This is a genomic window from Ornithinimicrobium sufpigmenti (assembly GCF_004322775.1).
GTDB lineage: Bacteria > Actinomycetota > Actinomycetes > Actinomycetales > Dermatophilaceae > Ornithinicoccus > Ornithinicoccus sufpigmenti.
In genome coordinates, this window is the sequence record NZ_CP036403.1 from 2,236,316 (window position 1) to 2,255,307 (window position 18,992).

Annotated in this window: 17 protein-coding genes; 5 read left to right on the forward strand and 12 right to left on the reverse strand. The window is 72.6% G+C overall.

The window, feature by feature from the left end; translation table 11 throughout:
- Positions 1-16: 16 nt before the first annotated feature.
- The 3 genes from tatA to ESZ52_RS10230 form a co-directional block, all read right to left on the reverse strand.
- The gene (gene tatA / locus ESZ52_RS10220; RefSeq protein WP_131104853.1) at positions 17-340 is read right to left on the reverse strand and encodes a Sec-independent protein translocase subunit TatA; all 324 of its coding nucleotides are present in this window, start codon (positions 338-340) and stop codon (positions 17-19) included.
- A 76-nt stretch (positions 341-416) separates the two neighbouring features.
- Entirely contained in the window at positions 417-1,394 is a 978-nt protein-coding gene (locus ESZ52_RS10225; protein WP_131104854.1) for a helix-turn-helix transcriptional regulator, read from the reverse strand.
- The gene (locus tag ESZ52_RS10230) at positions 1,394-2,494 is read right to left on the reverse strand and encodes a helix-turn-helix transcriptional regulator (RefSeq protein ID WP_131104855.1); all 1,101 of its coding nucleotides are present in this window, start codon (positions 2,492-2,494) and stop codon (positions 1,394-1,396) included. Before ESZ52_RS10230 ends, ESZ52_RS10225 begins: the two co-directional genes overlap by 1 nt.
- A gap of 33 nt (positions 2,495-2,527) precedes the next feature.
- On the opposite strand from ESZ52_RS10230, the gene ESZ52_RS10235 reads away from it, so the two are divergent.
- The gene (locus ESZ52_RS10235; protein ID WP_131104856.1) at positions 2,528-3,820 is read left to right on the forward strand and encodes a DUF3866 family protein; all 1,293 of its coding nucleotides are present in this window, start codon (positions 2,528-2,530) and stop codon (positions 3,818-3,820) included.
- Between the two features lie 104 nt (positions 3,821-3,924).
- Positions 3,925-4,863, forward strand: coding sequence for a glutaminase A (gene glsA, locus ESZ52_RS10240; RefSeq protein ID WP_131104857.1), 939 nt, complete (start codon positions 3,925-3,927; stop codon positions 4,861-4,863).
- A gap of 110 nt (positions 4,864-4,973) precedes the next feature.
- On the opposite strand, the gene ESZ52_RS10245 is transcribed toward glsA, so the two are convergent.
- From ESZ52_RS10245 to ESZ52_RS10275, 7 genes are all read right to left on the reverse strand, one after another.
- On the reverse strand, positions 4,974-5,372 hold the full coding sequence (locus ESZ52_RS10245; RefSeq protein WP_131104858.1) for an FKBP-type peptidyl-prolyl cis-trans isomerase: 399 nt from the start codon (positions 5,370-5,372) through the stop codon (positions 4,974-4,976).
- Positions 5,373-5,424: 52 nt separating this feature from the next.
- Positions 5,425-6,456 carry an FKBP-type peptidyl-prolyl cis-trans isomerase gene (locus ESZ52_RS10250; protein WP_131104859.1) on the reverse strand — a complete coding sequence of 344 codons (1,032 nt, stop codon included), beginning with the start codon at positions 6,454-6,456 and terminating at the stop codon, positions 5,425-5,427.
- A gap of 130 nt (positions 6,457-6,586) precedes the next feature.
- Positions 6,587-7,984, reverse strand: a complete 1,398-nt coding sequence (pafA, locus tag ESZ52_RS10255) for a Pup--protein ligase (protein WP_131104860.1) — start codon at positions 7,982-7,984, stop codon at positions 6,587-6,589.
- A gap of 6 nt (positions 7,985-7,990) precedes the next feature.
- The gene (locus tag ESZ52_RS10260; protein ID WP_131104861.1) at positions 7,991-8,191 is read right to left on the reverse strand and encodes a ubiquitin-like protein Pup; all 201 of its coding nucleotides are present in this window, start codon (positions 8,189-8,191) and stop codon (positions 7,991-7,993) included.
- A 51-nt stretch (positions 8,192-8,242) separates the two neighbouring features.
- Positions 8,243-9,868 (reverse strand): depupylase/deamidase Dop, encoded by a 1,626-nt coding sequence (gene dop, locus ESZ52_RS10265; protein ID WP_131104862.1) that lies wholly within the window; start codon positions 9,866-9,868, stop codon positions 8,243-8,245.
- On the reverse strand, positions 9,865-10,404 hold the full coding sequence (locus tag ESZ52_RS10270; RefSeq protein WP_181010000.1) for a TetR/AcrR family transcriptional regulator: 540 nt from the start codon (positions 10,402-10,404) through the stop codon (positions 9,865-9,867). Before ESZ52_RS10270 ends, dop begins: the two co-directional genes overlap by 4 nt.
- A complete protein-coding gene (locus ESZ52_RS10275) occupies positions 10,394-12,523 on the reverse strand; it encodes an MFS transporter (RefSeq protein WP_131104864.1) in 2,130 nt (709 codons plus the stop codon). Before ESZ52_RS10275 ends, ESZ52_RS10270 begins: the two co-directional genes overlap by 11 nt.
- A gap of 34 nt (positions 12,524-12,557) precedes the next feature.
- Here ESZ52_RS10275 and ESZ52_RS10280 point away from each other — a divergent pair, with 34 nt between their 5' ends.
- The gene (locus ESZ52_RS10280; RefSeq protein ID WP_238154565.1) at positions 12,558-12,962 is read left to right on the forward strand and encodes a DUF3054 domain-containing protein; all 405 of its coding nucleotides are present in this window, start codon (positions 12,558-12,560) and stop codon (positions 12,960-12,962) included.
- A complete protein-coding gene (locus ESZ52_RS10285) occupies positions 12,959-13,495 on the forward strand; it encodes a small multi-drug export protein (protein ID WP_131104866.1) in 537 nt (178 codons plus the stop codon). The genes ESZ52_RS10280 and ESZ52_RS10285 overlap by 4 nt, the downstream gene beginning before the upstream one ends.
- A 140-nt stretch (positions 13,496-13,635) precedes the next feature.
- On the opposite strand, the gene arc is transcribed toward ESZ52_RS10285, so the two are convergent.
- Positions 13,636-15,312, reverse strand: coding sequence for a proteasome ATPase (gene arc / locus ESZ52_RS10290; RefSeq protein ID WP_425600009.1), 1,677 nt, complete (start codon positions 15,310-15,312; stop codon positions 13,636-13,638).
- 36 nt (positions 15,313-15,348) lie between these two features.
- On the opposite strand from arc, the gene ESZ52_RS19285 reads away from it, so the two are divergent.
- Positions 15,349-15,897 carry a hypothetical protein gene (locus tag ESZ52_RS19285; protein ID WP_181010016.1) on the forward strand — a complete coding sequence of 183 codons (549 nt, stop codon included), beginning with the start codon at positions 15,349-15,351 and terminating at the stop codon, positions 15,895-15,897.
- A gap of 95 nt (positions 15,898-15,992) precedes the next feature.
- Here the strand turns inward: ESZ52_RS19285 and ESZ52_RS10300 are convergent, their stop codons facing one another.
- The gene (locus tag ESZ52_RS10300) at positions 15,993-18,812 is read right to left on the reverse strand and encodes a M36 family metallopeptidase (protein ID WP_202865319.1); all 2,820 of its coding nucleotides are present in this window, start codon (positions 18,810-18,812) and stop codon (positions 15,993-15,995) included.
- Between the last annotated feature and the right edge of the window lie 180 nt (positions 18,813-18,992).

Consider the following 18,992-nt stretch of genomic DNA (forward strand, 5'->3'; position numbering starts at 1 on the left):
CGCGTGCGCGAGCCGGTCAGCGGCGGGGGGCGCCGGTGTCGCCGTCGGAGCCGCGCTGCTGGGTGCGGCGGTACTCCTCCTGGGCGCTGTCCTGGTAGCGGTCCTCCACCTGTCCCTGCGCGACCGGCGTGTCGACGCCGACGTTGTCGACGGCGGAGGTCTCGACGACGGCCCGGTCCTTACGTGCGCTGCTGTCGTCCTTCATGTGGTCCACCTCGGTCTTGAAGACCCGCATCGACTCACCCAGGGAGCGGGCGGCGTTGGGCAGGTTCTTCCAGCCGAAGAGGAGCACGAACGCGACGATCAGGACCACGATGTGCCAGAACTGGAGTCCGCCCATGGTCGTTCCTCACTCTCGGTCGGTCTCGCGCGTGTGCCCACGTGGTGCGCACGGACGAAGGGGTGCAGCAGTCAGTCTACCGGCCGCTGTGACGCCTGTGGCCCGCGAGCGCCGCAGCGGCACCGTCACGGACCGCGGCCACGGCAGCGGGAGGGTCGACCACCCGCACAGCTCCCCCCTCGCGCCAGACCAGCCGGTGCAGCCACGCGGGGTCGGCGACCCGCAGGACCATCACCGTGGACCCGTCAGCACGCTCCTCGACCTGCTCGGACGGGATGTTCTCCGCCACCCAGGCCGCCGCGGGCGTCAGCTCGAGGGTGACCAGCAGGTCCTGGGGGTCCCCCTGGTAGATGCCGGGCACCACGTCGCGGGGGCCCAGGTCCTCCGGGGGTGCCGCCGGCTGGTCGAGGACCTCGACCGCCTCGACCCGGTCGAGGCGGAAGGTCCGCACACCCCGGGCCCGGTGGCACCAGGCCTCGAGGTACCAGTACCCGTCGACGGACAGCACCCGGAGCGGGTCGACGTCGCGCTCGGTGGTCTCGTCCCGGCTGGCCGAGGTGTACCTCAGGTGCAGCCGGCGCTGCTCGGTCAGCCCGGTGCGGATGCGGGCGGCGAGGTCGGGGTCGACGGGGGCGTCGAGGTCGACCCGGACCTGGTCGGCGGACGCCGCGGCATCACCGGCCGCCGCCTCGAGCTTGGCCAGGGCCCTGTCGATCGCCTCGTGCTCGGTCAGCCCCGGGGTGGCCGCGAGCGCCCGCAGCGCCACGATGAGGGCCAGGGCCTCGTCGCGGCCGAGGCGCAGCGGCCGGGCGATGGTGTCGGCGTTGCCGACGAAGACCCGTCCGTCCTCCCAGGACGCCTCGATGAGGTCGTCCGGGTAGTGACCGGGCAGCCCGCAGACGAAGAGCAGCTCCAGGTCCTCGACCACCTGGTCCTCGCTGACGCCGAGCTGCGTCGCTGCACTGGCCAGGTCGATCCCCTGCCGGTTGAGCAGCCACGGGACCATGGTGAGCAGCCGGGACACGCGCGAGGTCGCGCTCTCGAAGGTCACCATCAGCCCAGGTCCCTCGTCTGCTCGTCAGGGCCCGCCGAGGCACCGGCGTGCCCGGTGCCGGCGTCGGTGCCGTGCGCCACCAGCACCGCCTCCAGCCGTTGGCTGACCAGCGAACGGAGCTCCTCGGGCGCGATGACCACCACGTCGGGGCCCGCGCCGCAGACCTCCCTGGCCAGGGTCCGCAGCGAGCCGGCCGGCAGCTCCAGCAGGTCCCAGCCCTCGTCGACCGGTCCGGAACCGGAGCCAGCGCCGGAGCGCTGTCCGGGGTCGGCGTCGTGGGTGCCCGTCACCACCCGGCCGCGGCGGCGCAACGAGGCCGCGGTGCCCTCGCGGACCAGCAGCCGCACGGTGGTGGTGCCACCGTCGTCCTCCCCCACGCTGCTGCGGATCATCGCGGCCGCGTCGTGACCGGAGGGCACGTCATACCCGCCCTTGCGCCCCGCCTTGGTGGGCGACCCGGCGATCCGGTCCAGCCGGAACACCCGCGGGGCGTCGCGGTCGAGGTCGTGGGCGGTGAGGTACCAGCGGCCGTGCCAGCTGGTCAGGCCCCACGGCTGCACGTGCCGCTCGGTCAGGTCGCCGCTGCCGCCGCGGTAGTCGAAGCGCAGCGGGGTCCGGGAGAGCACCGCGTCGCGCACCGGCTCGAAGGCCGGCTCGCGGGTGTGCAGCAGCGGCTCGATCCCGGCCACCGAGGTCTCGTCCTTGACCAGCCCGGCCGCCTCCAGCTTGCGCAGCGCCTGGGCGGCCGGTCCGGCCAGGCTGGCCTGGCTCCAGGAGCGGGCGGCCAACCCGAGCACGGCCAGCTCGTCCGGGGCGAAGTCGATCTCGGGCAGGGCGTACTCGCGCTGGTCGATCCGGTAGCCCGGCTCGTCGTCGAAGAACGGGTCGATCGGCTCGGTGCGCAGCGGCACCCCGAGGGCGCGCAGCTCGTCCTTGTCCCGCTCGAACATCCGCTCGAAGGCCTCGTCGCTGCTGCCGGCGTAGTCCGGGACGGCCTCGCGCAGCCGGGCGCGGGACAGCGGCTGCCGGGTGTGCAGCAGCGCGATGACCAGGTTGAGCAGGCGCTCGGTCTTCGCGGCGGCGGGGGACGGACGGGCCATGGTCCCCGAGGCTACCCCGGCTACCATCGCCGGGTGATCCGGTGGCGTCAGGGTGTCGTGCGCGAGGTCCTCCCCGGCTGGCCCGGCGTCGTCCCGGTGTCGGTGGACCTGGCCCCCGGCGACGACATCCCCGACCGGGCGCAGGGTTCTCCCCGACCGAGCGCACGACTCTCCCCGACCGAGCGCACCGTTCTCCCCGCCCTGGCCTACGTGGCGGTCGTCGGCACGCCCGAGGTCGGCGATCGGGTGCTGCTCAACACCACCGCGCTGGACCGGGGCCTCGGCACCGGCGGGTATGCCGTGGTGACGGCGATCCCGGACCGCCCCGCAGCGTGGCCGGCCGGGTGGGCGGTCGACCCCGACGCCCCGGGCCACCTGGTCAAGGCCCGCTACTCGCCCCTGCAGACGATGGTCCTGGGGGTGGACGACCCCGAGGGCGAGCACCACGCTGTGCTGGAGGCCGCCGACTCCATCGACGGGATGCCGGTCGTCGCCGCCGACCTGCACAGCTCGCTGCCGGCCATCGTGGCCGGGGCCCGCCTGGAGGCGGACCGTCAGGGACGAGCTGCCCCGCGGGTGGCCTACGTCATGACCGATGGGGGCGCGCTCCCCCTCGCCTTCTCCCGCTCGGCCTCAGTCCTGCGCGAGGCGGGCTGGCTGACCGCCACGATCACCTGCGGGCAGGCCTACGGCGGTGACCTCGAGGCGGTCACGGTCCACACGGCCCTGCTCGCCGCCCGCCACGTCGTGGAGGCCGACCTCGCCGTCGTCGTGCAGGGACCGGGCAACCTGGGCACAGGGACGCGCTGGGGCTTCTCGGGCGTCGCCGCCGGCGAGGCGCTCAACGCGGCATCCGTGCTCGGTGGGCATCCCGTCGCGGCCCTCCGCGTGTCCCAGGCCGACCCCCGGGAACGGCACCGCGGTCTCTCCCACCACAGCCTCACCGCCTACGGCCGGGTGCTCGCCCACCCGGCCGACCTGGTGGTGCCCGTCCAGGATGGGCCTGCTCCCGATGTCCCAGCGCCCGATGCATCTGCCAGCCGTGCGCCTGCCCACCCGGCCGCCCTCGGTGACGGCTCCGGCCACCCCATACCCGCAGACCTGGAGGAGTGCCTGGATCAGGTGCACCGCCAGGCCGTCGAGCTCGTCATCACCGCCCCCCACCTGAGGCTGGTCGAGGTCTCGACCGACGGCGTGCTGGGTGCACTGTCCCACTCCCCGGTCCGGCTCTCCACCATGGGGCGCGGCCTGGCGGAGGACCCCGCCGCGTTCGTCGCCGCAGCCGTCGCGGGCATCCACGCCCAGCACCGCACGCTCCAGGCCTGACGAGCCGGCCCCGCGCGGCTGGCACCACCCTGACGCCGGGCGTCAGGGCGGTCCCCCGAACCCTGACCGACGGGCACCCCGGGACCAGCACCTAGGCTGACGGCATGCGCAGACCGGAGGACCTCACCCCCTGCCTCGACGAGATCCTGGACCGGGTGCGTGACGACGACTACGGCGAGCCGCACGAGCTGCCCGTGCACGCCGAGGCCGACCTGGACAAGTTCGCGGTCGCCGTCGTCGACATCGACGGGCGCTGGTGGGGCGCCGGCGACGCGGAGTTCCACTTCCCGATCCAGTCGATGAGCAAGGCCGTCGTCTACGGCCTGGCGATCGACTCCGTCGGCCTGGACGAGGTGCTGCGCTACATCGACGTCGAACCCTCCGGCGACGCGTTCAACCGGATCAGCCTGGACGACTCCAACCGGCCGGCGAACCCGATGATCAACGCGGGCGCGCTGACCGCCCACTCCCTGGTCGAGGGCAAGGACGCCGAGCACCGCTTCGCCCGGATCTGCGAGACGCTGTCGGCGATGGCCGGCCGGGAGCTGGAGATGGACGAGGAGTGCTACCGCCAGGAGATGGCCAGCAACCACCGCAACCTGGGCATCGCGCACATGGTGAAGGCGCTCTCCGAGCTGCCCGACGAGCCGCACGACGTCGTCGACGGCTACACCCGCCAGTGCGCCCTGGCCCTGTCGACCGTCGAGCTGGCCCGCATCGGCGCGACCCTGGCCAACGACGGCATCGTCCCCGGCACCGAGGAGCGGGTGCTGTCCGAGGAAGCCACCCGGCACGTGCTGTCGGTGATGCTGACCTGCGGCATGTACGACTCCGCGGGCGACTGGGTTTCCACGGTCGGGATCCCGGCCAAGAGCGGGATCAGCGGCGGGATCATCGGGTCCTCCCCAGGACGCAGCGGCCTGGCGACGTACTCGCCCCGGCTCGACAAGCACGGCAACTCCGCCCGCGGCCAGGCGGCCTTCTACCAGCTCTCCCAGGAGCTCGACCTGCACGCGCTGCGCCCACGCCACCGGGACCAGTGACCCTTACCGCGCTCCATACGCGCCGCACACACCGGCGCCCCCGTCACCTGGTCCGGTGTGACGGGGGCGCAGGTTTGCGCAGCGCCGGGTAGCGCCGGGCGGTCAGCCGGTCAGCGCACGTCCATCAGGTCGACCACGAAGATCAGCGTCTCGCCGCCCTTGATCGCACCGCCTGCGCCGCGGTCGCCGTAGCCCAGGTGCGGCGGGATGGTGATCTTGCGCCGGCCCCCGACCTTCATGCCGAGCAGGCCCTGGTCCCAGCCCTGGATGACCTGGCCGACACCGACGGTGAAAGCCAGCGGCTCGCCGCGGTTCCAGGACGCGTCGAACTCCTCGCCGGTGGACCAGGCCACGCCGACGTAGTGGGCCGAGATCTGCGCACCGGCCGTGGCCTCGGCGCCCTTGCCGACCTCGATGTCCTCGATGACCAGCTCGCTGGGCGGGGTCTCGCCGGGGAAGTCGATCTCGGGCTTGGCCTTCTGCACGCGGCCGAACGGGGAGTCGGTCATGGCTGGGGTTCTCCTGCTCTATGGGTGGGTAGGTGGTGGGGGTGTGGGCCGGTCAGTACGCGGCGATGATGTCGACCACGAAGACGAGGTCCTCGCCGGCGAGCTCGTGGGCCGGCTGCGCGGTGGTGCTGTCGGTCTCCTCGGGCAGCTCGCCGTAGGCCTGCTCGGCCGGGATGACGAGCAGCACCTGGGAGCGGACGTTCTGCCCGATCAGGCCCTGGTCCCACCCCTCGATGACCTGGCCGCTGCCGACCTGGAAGTTGAACGGCTGCCCGCGGTTGTAGGAGGTGTCGAACTGCTCGCCGTCGGACAGCTTCACACCGGTGTAGTGGACGAAGACCATCTGTCCCTCCTCCACCTCGGCACCTTGCCCCTGGACCAGGGGCTGGACGACGAGCTCGTCGGGGGCCTCGACGCCGTCGACGTCGATGACCGCCGGCGTCTCGCCGTCCGACTCGACGGTCGGCAGGCCCTCGACCGGCTCGACCGGCTCGCCGGCGACGGGGTAGGAGTCGAGGATCTCCATGTAGAACAGCAGCGTGTCCTCCGGACCGACCCCGAGCTGCTCGTTGCCGAGCTCGCCGAAGGCGTCCTCCGCCGGCAGCGCCATGAGCACGCTCTCGCCCTCGCTGGTGCCCGGGAGGTTGTCGCGGAACGCGGGGAGCAGGGTCTCGTCGGTCAGGTCGAGGGTGACCGTCTCGTCGGTGCCGAAGGTGCTGACGATCTCCTCACCGGTGGTGCCGTTGACCGCGAGGTAGCGGACCTGCACGTCGTGCTCGGCGCCGACCTCCTCGCCGTCGCCGGCCTGCAGCTGCTCGGACTGCGTCTCGTGGGTGACGAACGGCAGGTCGCCCTCGGCCAGCGGCTCGCCGTGCCAGTTCAGGACGGGCACGCCGTCCTGCTGCTCGACCGCGACGTCGCTCAGGTCGTCCGACGGGCCGGCCGAGGTGGCGGCCGCGTCGTCGGGCGACGAGGTGGTGGAGGGGCCGTCGGCACCGTCGGAGTCCGGGCTGCAGGCAGCCACGGCCAGGAAGGCCAGCGGCGCGGCAGCAGCCGCGAGGAACCGGAGTCGGGGTGAGCGCACGCGCGCGTCCTTTGCTTCTGGGGGACTCAAACCGGACTAGCCTAACCGGTGCGTCTGGGCGTTGTGTGTGAGTGCCCCGCCGGGAGCGGGCGGTCGCCAGTCCCCTGGTATGGGGTGCCGGGCCCCCTGGTCACACGCCGCGCGGCGCGCCGGGCTGGCCGGCGGTGCGGATGTGCTCGAGGAGCTGGTCGACGCGGGCGTCGACGGCAGCGAACGGGTCCTTGCAGACCACGGTGCGCTGGGCGGCGTCGTTGAGCTTCAGGTGCACCCAGTCCACGGAGAAGTCGCGGCGGTGGTCCTGGGCGGCGCGGACGAAGTCACCACGCAGCTTGGCCCGCGTCTGCGGCGGCGTCACCATCGCCTGGGCGATGCGCTCCTGCGACACCACGGTCCGGGCGCGGCCGGAGCGCTCCAGCAGCCGGACCAGTCCGCGCTGCGGGTGCACGTCGTGCCAGACCAGGTCCAGCTGCTGCAGCCGCTCGTCGTGCGGGGCCAGGCCGTGCTTGTCGGCGTACTCAGCCAGCAGCCGCCTTTTCATCACCCACTCGATCTCGGTGTCGACCAGGTGCAGCTGGTCGCTCTCGACTGCGTGCAGGCCGCGCTCCCACAGCTCCAGCACCTCCCGGTGCGGGCTTCGGTCCGCGATCCCTGCTCCCTGCGCGTGGCGCCGCGCCAGCTCCAGGAGGGTGGACTGCATACCCAGCGCGGTGATCGTGCCCCCGGACGCGAGCGGCACGGCCACCCGACCGGTCGGGTCCCGGCTGATGTCCCGGATCGCCTGGACCGGGCTGGCCAGGGCGAAGTCCGGGACGATCGTGCCCGCCTCGAGCATCCGCAGCACCAGGTCGGTGGTGCCCGCGCGCAGGAGCGTGGTGGTCTGGCTCATCGTCGAGTCGCCGACGATGACGTGCAGTCGGCGGTACCGCTCGGGGTCGGCGTGCGGCTCGTCGCGGGTGTTGATGATCGGCCGGGACCGGGTGGTCGCCGAGGACAGCCCCTCCCACATGTGGTCGGCCCGCTGGGAGACCAGGTAGGTGGCCCGCTCCCCCACCACGTGCAGCCGCCCGGCGCCGGTGACCAGCTGGCGGGTGACCAGGAAGGGGACCAGGGTGTCGGTGATCCGCTCCAGCCGCCCGGTCCGCTCGATGAGGTAGTTCTCGTGCGAGCCGTAGGAGTTGCCGCGCGAGTCGACGTTGTTCTTCAGGACGTAGACGCTGGCGTCCATGTCCTCCTCGGCCAGCCGTCGCTCGGCGTCCTCGGCCAGGTCCTGGACGACCAGCTCACCGGCCCGGTCGTGCGCGACCAGGTCCAGCAGGTCGGCGCACTCTGCGGTGGCGTACTCGGGGTGCGACCCGACGTCGAGGTAGAGCCGGGAGCCGTTGGCCAGGAAGACGTTGGAGGAGCGGCCCCAGGCCACCACCTTGCGGAACAGGTAGCGGGCCACCTCCTCGGGGCTGAGCCGGCCGCCGGTGCGGAAGGTGGCGTTGACCCCGAACTCGGTCTCCAGCCCGAAGATGCGCCGGTCCATGGAGGGCTACTGCCCGCCCTTCTGCACGAAGCCGTGCACGAACTCCGAGGCGTTCTTCTCCAGCACCCCGTCGATCTCGTCGAGCAGGGAGTCCAGCGCGGCGTCGCGCTCCTGGGTCTGCGCCGCAGGTGCGGTGGGCGGGGCCTCCGGCTCGGGGGTCTCGCCCCCGGCGTCGTCGCGGCGACGGTCGAACTGCTGCTGTGACATGACCCGATCCTCTCATCCTGCGGCCAGCTCTGCGGAGAGCGATCGGGTGGGTCAGACGTCCTCGCTGGCCAGCTCGTCCAGCAGGGTGGCCGTGCGGGTATGCCGTGCCAGCAGCGGCTCGATCTGGGCCCGGCTGCCGGAGGTGGGCTCGTCGATCCGGACCCGGCGGGCGTGCCGGCGCTCGTCCAGCAGCGTCACCGAGTCCCACGAGGCCCCGCGCATCTCCCCCTGCGGCCCGAAGCGGCGGACGCACTCGCCGCGGAACCAGGCGCGGGTGTCCTCCGGGGGCGAGGTGACCGCGGTGACGATCTCCTCGTCGGTGACCATCCGCTCCAGGTGCCCGGCCGCGCGCAGCTTCTGGGCCAGTCCTCTGGCCGGGTCCACGTCGTGCCACTGGATGTCCATGGCGGCCAGCCTGGGGTCGTCCCAGCCCACGCCGGCACGGTCACGGAAGCGGGTGAGGAGGCTGTGCTTGGCGACCCATTCGACCTGCCCGGCCGCCTCGGCCGGGTCGCGGCGCAGGGCGTCGACCACCTGCCGCCAGCGCACGAGCACGTGGGCGGTGTCCGTCGCAGGATCGCTCTGCGCGTCGGTCCGGCGGTCGCCTGTGCCGCCCGACGTGGCTCCCTCTCCCGGCTCCTCCGCCCATCGCTCGTCACCGGACGCCAGCGCCAGGTCGCGCGCCTGCTCGACCGCCTGCAGGTGCGCCTCGACGAGATCCAGCCCGGTCAGCTCCCGGCCGTCGGCCAGCGGCACCGTGGCCCGCAGGGTGGGGTCGTGCGAGATCACCTGGGCGGACGGGACGGGGCGGACGAGCGCCATACCCTCCAGCAGCTCGGGGTGGGTCTCGATCACCCGCAGCACCAGGGAGAGCGAGCCCATCGCCAGGTAGGTGGTGACGTCGGCCATGGTCGCGTCGCCGACGATGACGTGCAGGCGGCGGTGCAGGTGCGGGGTGGCGTGCGGCTCGTCGCGGGTGTTGACGATCGGCCGGCGCAGGGTCGTCTCCAGGCCGACCTCCGCCTCGAGGTAGTCGGCCCGCTGGGAGAGCTGGAAGCCCGGGGTCTCGCTGGCCTGGCCCAGCCCCACCCTGCCGGCGCCGGCGATGACCGGGCGGGCGACGAGGAAGGGGATGAGCAGACCGGCCAGGCGGTCGAAGGGCACCGAGCGCGGGACGAGGTAGTTCTCGTGGGTGCCGTAGGAGGCGCCCTTGCCGTCGACGTTGTTCTTGTAGAGGCGCACGTCCTGGCCGTCGGCGGCCAGCGTCTCCAGGGCCCGGCGGACGACCAGCTCCCCGGCCCGGTCGAAACGGACGGCCGCCAGCGGTGAGGTGACCTCGGGGGCGGAGTACTCCGGGTGGGCGTGGTCGACGTAGAACCGGGCACCGTTGGCCAGCACGGTGTTGGCGATCGTCGGGTCCTCGATGTCGGTCAGCTGGGACCGGTCCGCCAGCGCACGGGCCATCTCGAAGCCGCGGGCGTCGCGCAACGGGGTCTCGTCGGCGTAGTCCCAGCCGGCCCCCGTCGGGAGCGCGTCGCCCGGCGCGGAGCCGGCGACGTAGGCCCGCACCACCTGCGCGGACAGCAGCATCGGGGACAGGGGCGTCCCCCGCCGGTCCACCTGGGTGCTGGTGATCCCGAACTCGGTCTCGATCCCCATCACCCGGCGCACGCTCATGACCTCGATACTGCCATCCGGTCCAGCAGGCTCTGGATCAGGCCGCCGTACTCCCGCACGACCGCCGCCTGGTCGGCGGTGCCCGGCGCGAGCAGCCCGAAGGAACGCAGCCCGGCCGCCAGGCCGATGAGCATGCAGGCCACCTGGTCGGCGTGGCGCCGGTCCTCCTCCGTTGTTGTCTCGAACCGGCCGAGGAAACGGTGGCGGAAGTCGGCACGGGCCGTCGCCGGGTCCGGGGCGTCCTGGATGAGGAAGAGCGCGCGCAGCCACGGCTCCGCGGCGTCCTCGTCCCGGCGGTCGAGCATGCGGCTGACCAGCTTCTCCCCCAGCCCGTCCAGGGGTACGCCCTCCGGCAGCGGCGCGGGCTCGGAGGGGGTGGCCAGGGCGTAGAGATGCTCCTTGGTGCCGGCGATCTTCATCACCAGCGCCGGTGACACCCCGGCCCGCCGGGCCACCTCACGGATCGTCACCGCGGCATACCCGCGCTCCCCGAAGAGCCGCCGCGCCTCGCGCAGGACCTGCTCCTCACTGCTCACGAGGTCCTCCGGTGGGCACCGGGAGCACGCGGTCCTGGCCGTTCCGTGCGGTCTCGGGGCTCTCGCGACTCTCGGGGCTCGCAGCGATGCCGGCGACCTCCGGGGCCGTCCGCTCGACCGGCCGCGGGATACCGGTCTCGATGTCGATGTCGAGGGACGTCGAGGAGGAGAACACATTGACAGCGCGGGAGCGGGTGCGCCCGGAGGCGTGGTCGACCACCGTGAGCACATAGCGCCCGGGCGGGGGCAGCCCGATCTCGTAGGCACCGGTCCCGTCGGCGTGCGTGGTGGCGACGTACTCCCCCGAGTGACGGATGAGCGAGACCAGCACCCCGCCCAGCGGCCTGCCGTCGTCCAGCACGTGGCCGGAGAGCAGCAGCCGGCGGGTCATCGTGATCGGGTCGGTCTCCCCGGCGTCCAGGTCGCACAGGGTGGACTGGGGCCCCCAGCCGTCCGCCGACACCACGAGCAGGTACCGTCCCGTCTCGGGCAGCGCGAGGACGTACCGGCCGTCGTTGTCGGTGCGGCTCCAGTCCACGTGCCGGCCGTCGGGGTGCAGGACGGTGGCGACGGCCTGCCGCAGCGGGCGGCCCTGAGGACCGACGACCCGGCCGCGCACGAGCACCTCGGGCAGCTCGCCCTCGTGCTTGACCTGCGCGCGCTCGCCGGCCGGCCCCCGCACCTCGCGGGCGCTACCCGGCTCCTCGCGCACCCGCACCGGCCGGCGGATGAAGGCGGCGATGAGACCGCCACCGAGCGCGGCGGCGGCGCCGGCCCAGAAGACCAGCTGGTAGGCGCTGAACGAGGGCGCCATCTGGCCGCTGTTGGTCTGCATCATCGAGGCGGCGAAGACGGCCGCCACCATGGCCGAGGCGGAGGAGGTGCCGATCGAGCGCAGCAGGGTGTTGAGGCCGTTGGCCGAGGCGGTCTCGGTGATCGGGACCGCCCGCATGATGAGCGTCGGCATCGCCGCGAAGGCCAGCGCGGTGCCGAGGGAGGCGACGCCGGAGGTCACCATGACCTCCAGCACCGAGCCGTACAGGAGCGCGCGGCTGATGAAACCGACCGCGATGATCAGCGCACCGGCGATGAGGATCGCCCGCGGGCCGTAGCGGCGGATCAGCGCCGCCGCCACGGGTGACATCGCCACCATGAGGATGCCGGCTGGCAGCAGCGCAAGGCCGGTAGCCGTCACCGACATCCCGAAGCCGTAGCCGGTGTCCACGGGCATCTGCACCTGCTGGGCGGAGGTGAGGAAGTTGACGAACATCGCGAAGCCGACGAGGACCGACGCGGCGTTGGTAAGCAGCACGGTGCGCCGGATCGAGGTGCGGATGTCGACCAGCGGCTGGCCGACCCGCAGCTCCCACGGCACCCAGGCCGCCAGCACCAGCGCGGCGACCGCGAGCAGCGTGAGCGTCAGCGGGGAGAACCAGCCCCAGGTGCCGGCCTTGCTCACCGCGAGCAGGAAGCAGGTCAGCGCGACGGAGAGCAGCAGCGCCCCGGTGTAGTCGAAGCGGCCCCGGGTCTTGACCGTCGACTCCGGCACGACCAGGTGCACCGCGACGAGCATGATCAGCGCGAAGCCGCCCGAGACGTAGAACAGGGTGTGCCAGTCCCAGCTCTCGTAGATGACGCCGGCCAGCGGCATCCCGACCGCTCCCCCGATGCCGAGCGTGGCCGACATCAGCGCGACGCCCGAGCCGACGCGGTCGGCCGGCAGGTGGTCGCGCATGATGCTGATGCCCACCGGGACCAGGCAGGCCCCCAGCCCGGTGAGGCCGCGCCCCAGGATGACGGTGAAGAGGGTGTCGGACAGCGCCGCGACCACCGAGCCGACGATCACCGCCCACATGCACACGATGAGCATCAGCCGCTTGCCGAACATGTCGGCCAGGCGGGAGACGATCGGGGTGCCCACCGCGGCGGTGAGCAGGGTGATGGTGACCAGCCAGGAGGCGTTGTCGCTGGTGGTGTCCAGGATCTCTGGGAAGTCGGGCAGGAGCGGCAGGACGAGGGTCTGCTGCAGGGAGACCAGGGTGCCGCACAGCGCCAGCACGGTGATGACGAGGCCGGTGGAGGGGCTGGGCCGGGCCGCCTCCGCATGGGGTGAACGCATGTTCACCAAGTGTAGGGCGTGCGACCATGCTGGTATGACCAAGCACGCCCTCGGCCTCGACCTGCTCGTCGTCATCGTCTTCGCCGCGCTCGGGCGGGCCAGTCACGATCTCGAGCTCGGCGTGATGGGGGTGCTCGCCACGGCGTGGCCGTTCGTCTTCGGGACGGCCGTGGGCTGGCTCTGCCTGCTCCGGCTCCCCCAGGGCGTTCGACGGTGGTGGCTGGACGGCGTGGTCGTCGCCTTCTGCGCCATCGTCCTCGGTATGGTGCTGCGCTGGCTCACCGGCGAGGGCACCGCGACCGCCTTCGTCCTGGTCGCCACCGGGGTGCTGCTCGGCGGTCTGCTCGGCTGGCGCGCGGTGGAGACGCTGGTCATCCGCCCGCGGGCCGTGACGGCCCAGCCTGCCCGGACGACCCGGTCTGCCCGGACGACCCGGTGACCGCGGGCGACTGGGCCCTGCTGGGCGGCGTCTTCCTCGGCGGGGCGTTCCCCTGGCTGGAGGCCGTGATCGTGATCCCGGCGGGCATCCTGGGCGGCCTGCCGGTGCTGCCGGCCGTGCTCGCGGCCCTGGCCGGCAACCTGCTCACGGTCTGGCTGGCGGCGGTCTACGGGCAGCGGGCGCGGGACTGGTGGGCGCGGAGACGAGCGCGGCGCGAGGGAAACCGGGCGGCCGGCCAGGAACCGCTGACAGGCGACGAGGCCGGCGTGGCCGACGAGTCCCGCGAGGCGGTGCGCCGACGCGACCGCCGCCGCGAGCGCATCGACCGGGTGATGAACCGGTGGGGCATGCCGGGCCTGGCCGTCCTCGGACCGATCGTCCTCGGCACCCAGGTCGCGGCGCTCGCCGCAGTCGCCGTAGGCGTCAGCGCGCGGGCGGCCTTCCTGTGGATCAGCGCCGGGACCGTGGCCTGGGGCGTGGCTGCCGCAGCCCTCACCGTCACCGGCGCGTCCTTCCTCGGCATCGGCGCCTAGCCCGCCAGTATCGCCACCGCAGCCGCAGCCGCAGCAAAGGGGCGGGCGGCTCGACACGAGCGCGCGGCAGCCCGCTCGCCGACACTGCGGTAGCCCGGTGTCGCGATGGCGACACCGGGCTACCGCAGACCCAGGCTTGGCTAGAGGTAGTGGCCGGTGCCCCGGGCGTCGGGGTCCACGGACCGGCCGGGGTGGGTGCCGGAGCTGTCGCCGACGAGGGTCCGGATGTAGGTGATCCGCTCGCCCTTGCGGCCCGAGATCCGCGCCCAGTCGTCGGGGTTGGTGGTGTTGGGCAGGTCCTCGTTCTCCTTGAACTCGTCGAGGTAGGCCCGCTCCAGGTGACTCTCGCGCAGCCCCTCCTCACCGGTGGTGAGCAGGTCCTTGATCGCCAGCTTCTTGGCCCGGTCCACGATGTTGTGGATCATCGCACCGGAGGCGAAGTCCTTGAAGTAGAGGACCTCCCGGTCGCCGCCGGCGTAGGTGACCTCCAGGAAGGCGTTCTCGGGGGTGACGGCATACATCCGTCCCACCACGCCGTCCATCAGCGCGTCCACGGTCGCCTGGCGGTCGCCGGCGTGCCGGGCGAGCTCGGAGGTATGCAGCGGCACGTCCGGCGTGAGGTACTTGCCGAAGATGTCGCGGGCGGCCTCGGCGTCGGGGCGCTCGATCTTGATCTTCACGTCCAGCCGGCCCGGCCGCAGGATCGCCGGGTCGATCATGTCCTCACGGTTGGAGGCGCCGATGACGATGACGTTGTCCAGCCGCTCGACGCCGTCGATCTCGGCCAGCAGCTGCGGCACGATCGTGGTCTCGACGTCGGAGGAGACACCGGAGCCGCGGGTGCGGAAGAGCGACTCCATCTCGTCGAAGAAGACCACCACGGGGTCACCGGCGGCCGACTTCTCCCGCGCGCGCTGGAAGATGAGGCGTATGTGCCGCTCGGTCTCGCCGACGTACTTGTTCAGCAGCTCGGGGCCCTTGATGTTGAGGAAGTAGCTGCGCGGGTTCTCCTCGCCGCGTCGCTGCGCGGCCTGCCTCGCGAGCGAGGCGGCGACGGCCTTGGCGATGAGGGTCTTGCCGCACCCCGGCGGGCCGTAGAGCAGCACGCCCTTGGGCGGCCGCAGCTGGTGGGAGGCGTAGAGCTCGGCGTGCAGGAAGGGCAGCTCGACGGCGTCCTGGATCTGCTCGATCTGGCCGGACAGCCCGCCGATGTCGTCGTAGGAGATGTCCGGCACCTCCTCCAGCACCAGCTCGGCGACCTCGGGGCGCGGGATCCGCTCGGTGACGAACCCGGTGCGCGGGTCCAGCAGAAGCGCGTCCCCCGCCCGCACCGGCTCGTCGCGCAGGGAGCCGGCGCGGCGGCATACCCGCTCGTCCTCGCCGCGGACCAGGACGACCACCCGGTCGGACCCGAGCAGCTCCTTGCAGACGACGACGTCGCCGGCGCGCTCGTAGTCGCCCACCGCGACCACGGACTGGGCCTCGTTGAGCAGGACCTCGCGGCCCGGCCGCAGCTCGTCGGTGTCGACCTCGGAGGAGATGCGGGTGCGGATCCGCCGGCCGGAGACGGTCACGTCGACCGTGCCGTCACCGACCAGCCCGACCACCTGGGCGATGCTGAGCGGCGGGCTGGCGAGTGCGTCCAGGTCCTCCCGCAGGCCGAGGATTTGGTCGCGGGCCGACTGCAGGGTGGTGCCGAGCTGGTCGCTGTGCGCCTTGAGCTCGGTCAGCCGTGCGGTGAGCGTCTGCACCTGCTGCTGCAGGTGGCGCTCGCGGGGGGACGAGCCGGGGCTCGTGGACTGCGACGACAAGGTCACCGTGCTCCTCCAGGTGGGCGGGTAGATTCCCAGGGTATGACGCGCCGCCGCCAGTTCCGTCCTCCGGCCGCCCTCACCGCCGGGATCTTGGCCGGGATCCTCGCCGCCGCGCTGCTGTCCGGGTGCGGCGAGGGACCGGGAGCACCGGGCGGCACCCCCGACGGCACCGCAGGAGGCACCGTGGACCAGAGCCCGGACCCGACGAGCACGGAAGAGACCACGGAAGACACTCCGGAAGACAGCACGGAAGACACCACGGACGGCACCCGCCCGGATGACACCAGCACGCCCGACGACGTGGCCCGCCCGCTGGGCCCGCGTGAGGTGCTGACCCCCGACGACACAGGGGCCGAGCTGCGGCTGGCCCCCGGCGACGAGGCCTCCTTGCACCTGACTCCCCCGTGGCAGGACGCCGTCGCCGAGGTGGCCGACCCGACCGTCCTGGAGCTGGTCCCCGTCGATCACTTCGCCGACCCCGGGTACGCGGAGTACACGCTGCTCGCCCACGCGACCGGCGAGACCACCATCACCGTGGAAGGACCGGACGGCGAGCGGCTCCAGTTCGTCGCGACGGTCGAGGACTGAGCGGCAGCGGTCCCGGCCCGGCCGACAGCACGAGGCCCCGTCCCGCCGGGTGGCGGGACGGGGCCGGGTGACGCCTCAGCGTGACGAGGTGCTGATCACCGGAGACGGAAGTCGGCGCGGTGCTGCGTGCCGTCCTCCAGGGTGATGATCATCTGCTGGCAGCTGCCGCCGAGGGCGGCGGACGGCTTCCAGTTGTACTGGTAGCGGTCCTGGCCCCGGCTGTAGCTCAGCCCGCGGTTGCCGGTCGTCTCGGTAGGCACCGAGATCGCGTACTGCAGCGGCTCGCGCGTGTCGCAGTCGATCTCCTGGATCATCGGCGAGTGGGCGGCCCGCAGCGGGTCCTCGCCCCGGTAGCCGGCGAGGTTGAACCGGACCGGGGTGGTGCTGCCGGCCTTGATGGTGTTCAGCTCCGTGTTGGACAGGGGGCTGACGAAGCCGGTGCCGGGGGCCTCGCACGCCGGGGGCACGTCGAAGGCCTCGACGTTGTCGTTGCGGTTGGCCGAGGTTCCCTGCACCGCGCTGTAGCCCAGACCGCGACGGGCGAAGGTGGACCAGACGTTGCAGGTGTCCTCGCCGTCCAGGGCTTCGGTCGCGGCCAGGATGCCGTTACGGCCGTCGATGAAGCCCGGGAAGCAGCCCTGCATCTTCATGCCGTCCATGACGTACTGCAGCGCGCGGGTGTTGCCCGCGGTGTCCCACTCCGTGTACAGGTTCGGGGTGAAGCCGTGCTTGTCCACCAGGTCCCAGTTGAGGTCCCACAGCGTCGCGGCCCATGCGTGGCCGACGCCGTGGGGCGTGGCCAGGCTGGCGCCCTCGAGCCATCCGCCGGTCTTGATCCGGTCGTAGGTGAACGGCTGGATCTCCATGTTGCGCGAGTAGGGCCGGGGCCGGATGCCGCCGCCGGAGCGGTCGTCCTGGAACAGGGCGTAGGGGCCCATGCCGCGGGCCTCCTCCGGCCGGTCCACGGTCGGGTCCATGAGCATGGTGATGGCCAGGTAGTCGCTCCAGCCCTCACCCATCTGCTCCTGCCCGGACAGGCAGTTGATGTTCGTGCCGCCGGTCAGCCGGTTGGAGACACCGTGGCCGTACTCGTGGATGATGATGCCGTTCTCGTAGTCACCGTCCCGGATGCCGGGGTGGGAGGCCATCTTGTGCACCGACGCCGAGGTGGCGCCGGCGGCGACCTGGGCGCGCAGCGCCTCACCGTCCTCCTGGGTGATCGAGACCGCGGGGATGCCCACCGGCTCGGTCATCGAGCCGGACAGCCGGGGGGCCGTCCCACCCTCGGGGGTGGCGGCGTCGTGGCTGATCACGACGGCCAGCGCTCCGCCTCCCTCCGCGTTGCGGACCTGCGTGTACGGCGCGCACGCGGCGGTGCGCGCGGTCACCACGATGGCACCCGGTGCCTCGAAGGGCAGGCAGGTCTCGTCGACGACGACCGGGCTCCCCGGGAGGCCGGCGTTGGTCGGGGCCGGCGTGAACATGGCGAAGTTCGCGTCGTAGGTCGTCGCGTCACCGCCGGTGCCAACGGTGACACCGTTCGGCATGCCGAACTGGGCGCCGGGCCACAGGTACATCTGCATCCGCGGGCGGCCGCCGTCCTGGGCCGGGGTGGAGAAGTTGGCGTTGTTGACGCCGCCGCCGTCCATCGCCTCGGCCCGTACGTCGTCGCCGCCGACGCCCTCGCCGGTGTAGTTGGTCACCTGGAAGTTGCCGGCCGCCTCGTCGAAGCCGTAGCGGTAGAGGACGTCGTGGATGACGTTGTTGGCGTAGAAGAGGTTGGTGACCGCCGAGTCCGCGTAGTTGATCGCGTGCTCGCCCAGGTCCAGCGGGAAGTCGAAGGAGAGCCCGTCTCCGCCGTCGGGGTCGCTGCCCGGGTCCGGCACACCGTTGTTGTCCCGGTCGGTGTAGGCGTGCACGTTGTTGCCGCGGGTCGTCGTGTGCTCGGGACCGGGCACCCCGTCGGTGTCGTGCCAGCCGAACGGCGAGCCGACGGCGTCGGCCGGGTTGGTCACCACGGAGCGGTCGCCGTCGTTCGGGCTCTCCTTGGGGAAGGCGAAGACGCGGTAGCTGGAGCCGTCCTGGACCGGCGTCGGGGTGCCGTACTCGTCCGGGTCGGTGACGCTCGCGGGCAGTCGGTGCGGGTGCGCAGCGTCGAAGGCCATCGGGTCGCGGGCCAGGCCGTGCAGGTGACCGGCATGGTCGTGGTCGGTCCAGTCCTCGACGACGAGAGGCGTGCCGGTCTGGGCATCGACGGTGACCTGCCATACGTGGGCGGAGTCCTCGTCGTCGATGACGACCTCCCAGGCCAGCCGCAGCCCGTCCTCGGTCGGCTGCCAGACCAGACGGGCGGGGATCTCCTCCTCGGCGATGCCGGCGCCGGACAGCGTGGTCGCCCGCGACGCGTCCCTGCTCTGGGAGACGACCCGGGCGCCGGCCGGTTCCAGGTCGACTTCCTTGGCGGCGGCGTCGAGGGCGGCCGGGGCATCCAGGGACGCCCGGCCCGAGGCCTCCCGCAGGCCGCCCGCGAGGTTCTCGGCCACGTGCAGGACGACGCCGTCCTTCGTGACGCTGACCGTGGCGACACCGCCCAGGACCTCACGGCCCTGGTAGTGCTGCACGACGTTGACGTAGGTCACGCCGTTGTGGTCCGAGGCGTGCTGGGACATGACCTGCAGGTCGGCCAGGTCCGCGGCCGACACGCCGTAGTCGGTCGCCTTGAGCCGCAGGAAGTCGAAGGCGATCTGGTCCGGCGCGTCAGCGCTCGGCTCGGTCTGGAAGAAGGCGCTCGAGGAGGACGCGCGCTCCTCGGGCTGCTCCTGCTGCGGAAGGGCCACCGCGCCGCCTGGGACGAGCATGGCCATCGAGATCGGTATGCCGAGCGCTGCGGCAAGAAGGGGGGTGCGACGTTGCACGGATGCTCCTTTGCGAGAGGGCAGCGCGACGCCGCCCCACCAGGACAGCATGGGAGGGCGCCCGGGGATCGACAGCAGGGACGGCGCGCGGTGCCGGGGTCCCTCGACCGTAGCCTCCGCCCCGGACCCGCAGGTCAAGTTCAGGTCAAGAGTCGGTCAGGGTTTGGTCAGGTCACGGTC

Bases quoted from the DNA above. Each gene is read 5' to 3' on its own strand.
- ESZ52_RS10280 (WP_238154565.1), top strand. From the start codon at position 12,558: ATGACCAAGCACGCCCTCGGCCTCGACCTGCTCGTCGTCATCGTCTTC.
- ESZ52_RS19285 (WP_181010016.1), top strand. From the start codon at position 15,349: ATGACGCGCCGCCGCCAGTTCCGTCCTCCGGCCGCCCTCACCGCCGGG.
- ESZ52_RS10245 (WP_131104858.1), bottom strand. From the start codon at position 5,372: ATGACCGACTCCCCGTTCGGCCGCGTGCAGAAGGCCAAGCCCGAGATC.
- ESZ52_RS10230 (WP_131104855.1), bottom strand. From the start codon at position 2,494: ATGGCCCGTCCGTCCCCCGCCGCCGCGAAGACCGAGCGCCTGCTCAAC.
- ESZ52_RS10260 (WP_131104861.1), bottom strand. From the start codon at position 8,191: ATGTCACAGCAGCAGTTCGACCGTCGCCGCGACGACGCCGGGGGCGAG.
- ESZ52_RS10225 (WP_131104854.1), bottom strand. From the start codon at position 1,394: ATGGTGACCTTCGAGAGCGCGACCTCGCGCGTGTCCCGGCTGCTCACC.
- glsA (WP_131104857.1), top strand. From the start codon at position 3,925: ATGCGCAGACCGGAGGACCTCACCCCCTGCCTCGACGAGATCCTGGAC.
- pafA (WP_131104860.1), bottom strand. From the start codon at position 7,984: ATGGACCGGCGCATCTTCGGGCTGGAGACCGAGTTCGGGGTCAACGCC.
- tatA (WP_131104853.1), bottom strand. From the start codon at position 340: ATGGGCGGACTCCAGTTCTGGCACATCGTGGTCCTGATCGTCGCGTTC.
- dop (WP_131104862.1), bottom strand. From the start codon at position 9,868: ATGAGCGTGCGCCGGGTGATGGGGATCGAGACCGAGTTCGGGATCACC.
- ESZ52_RS10275 (WP_131104864.1), bottom strand. From the start codon at position 12,523: ATGCGTTCACCCCATGCGGAGGCGGCCCGGCCCAGCCCCTCCACCGGC.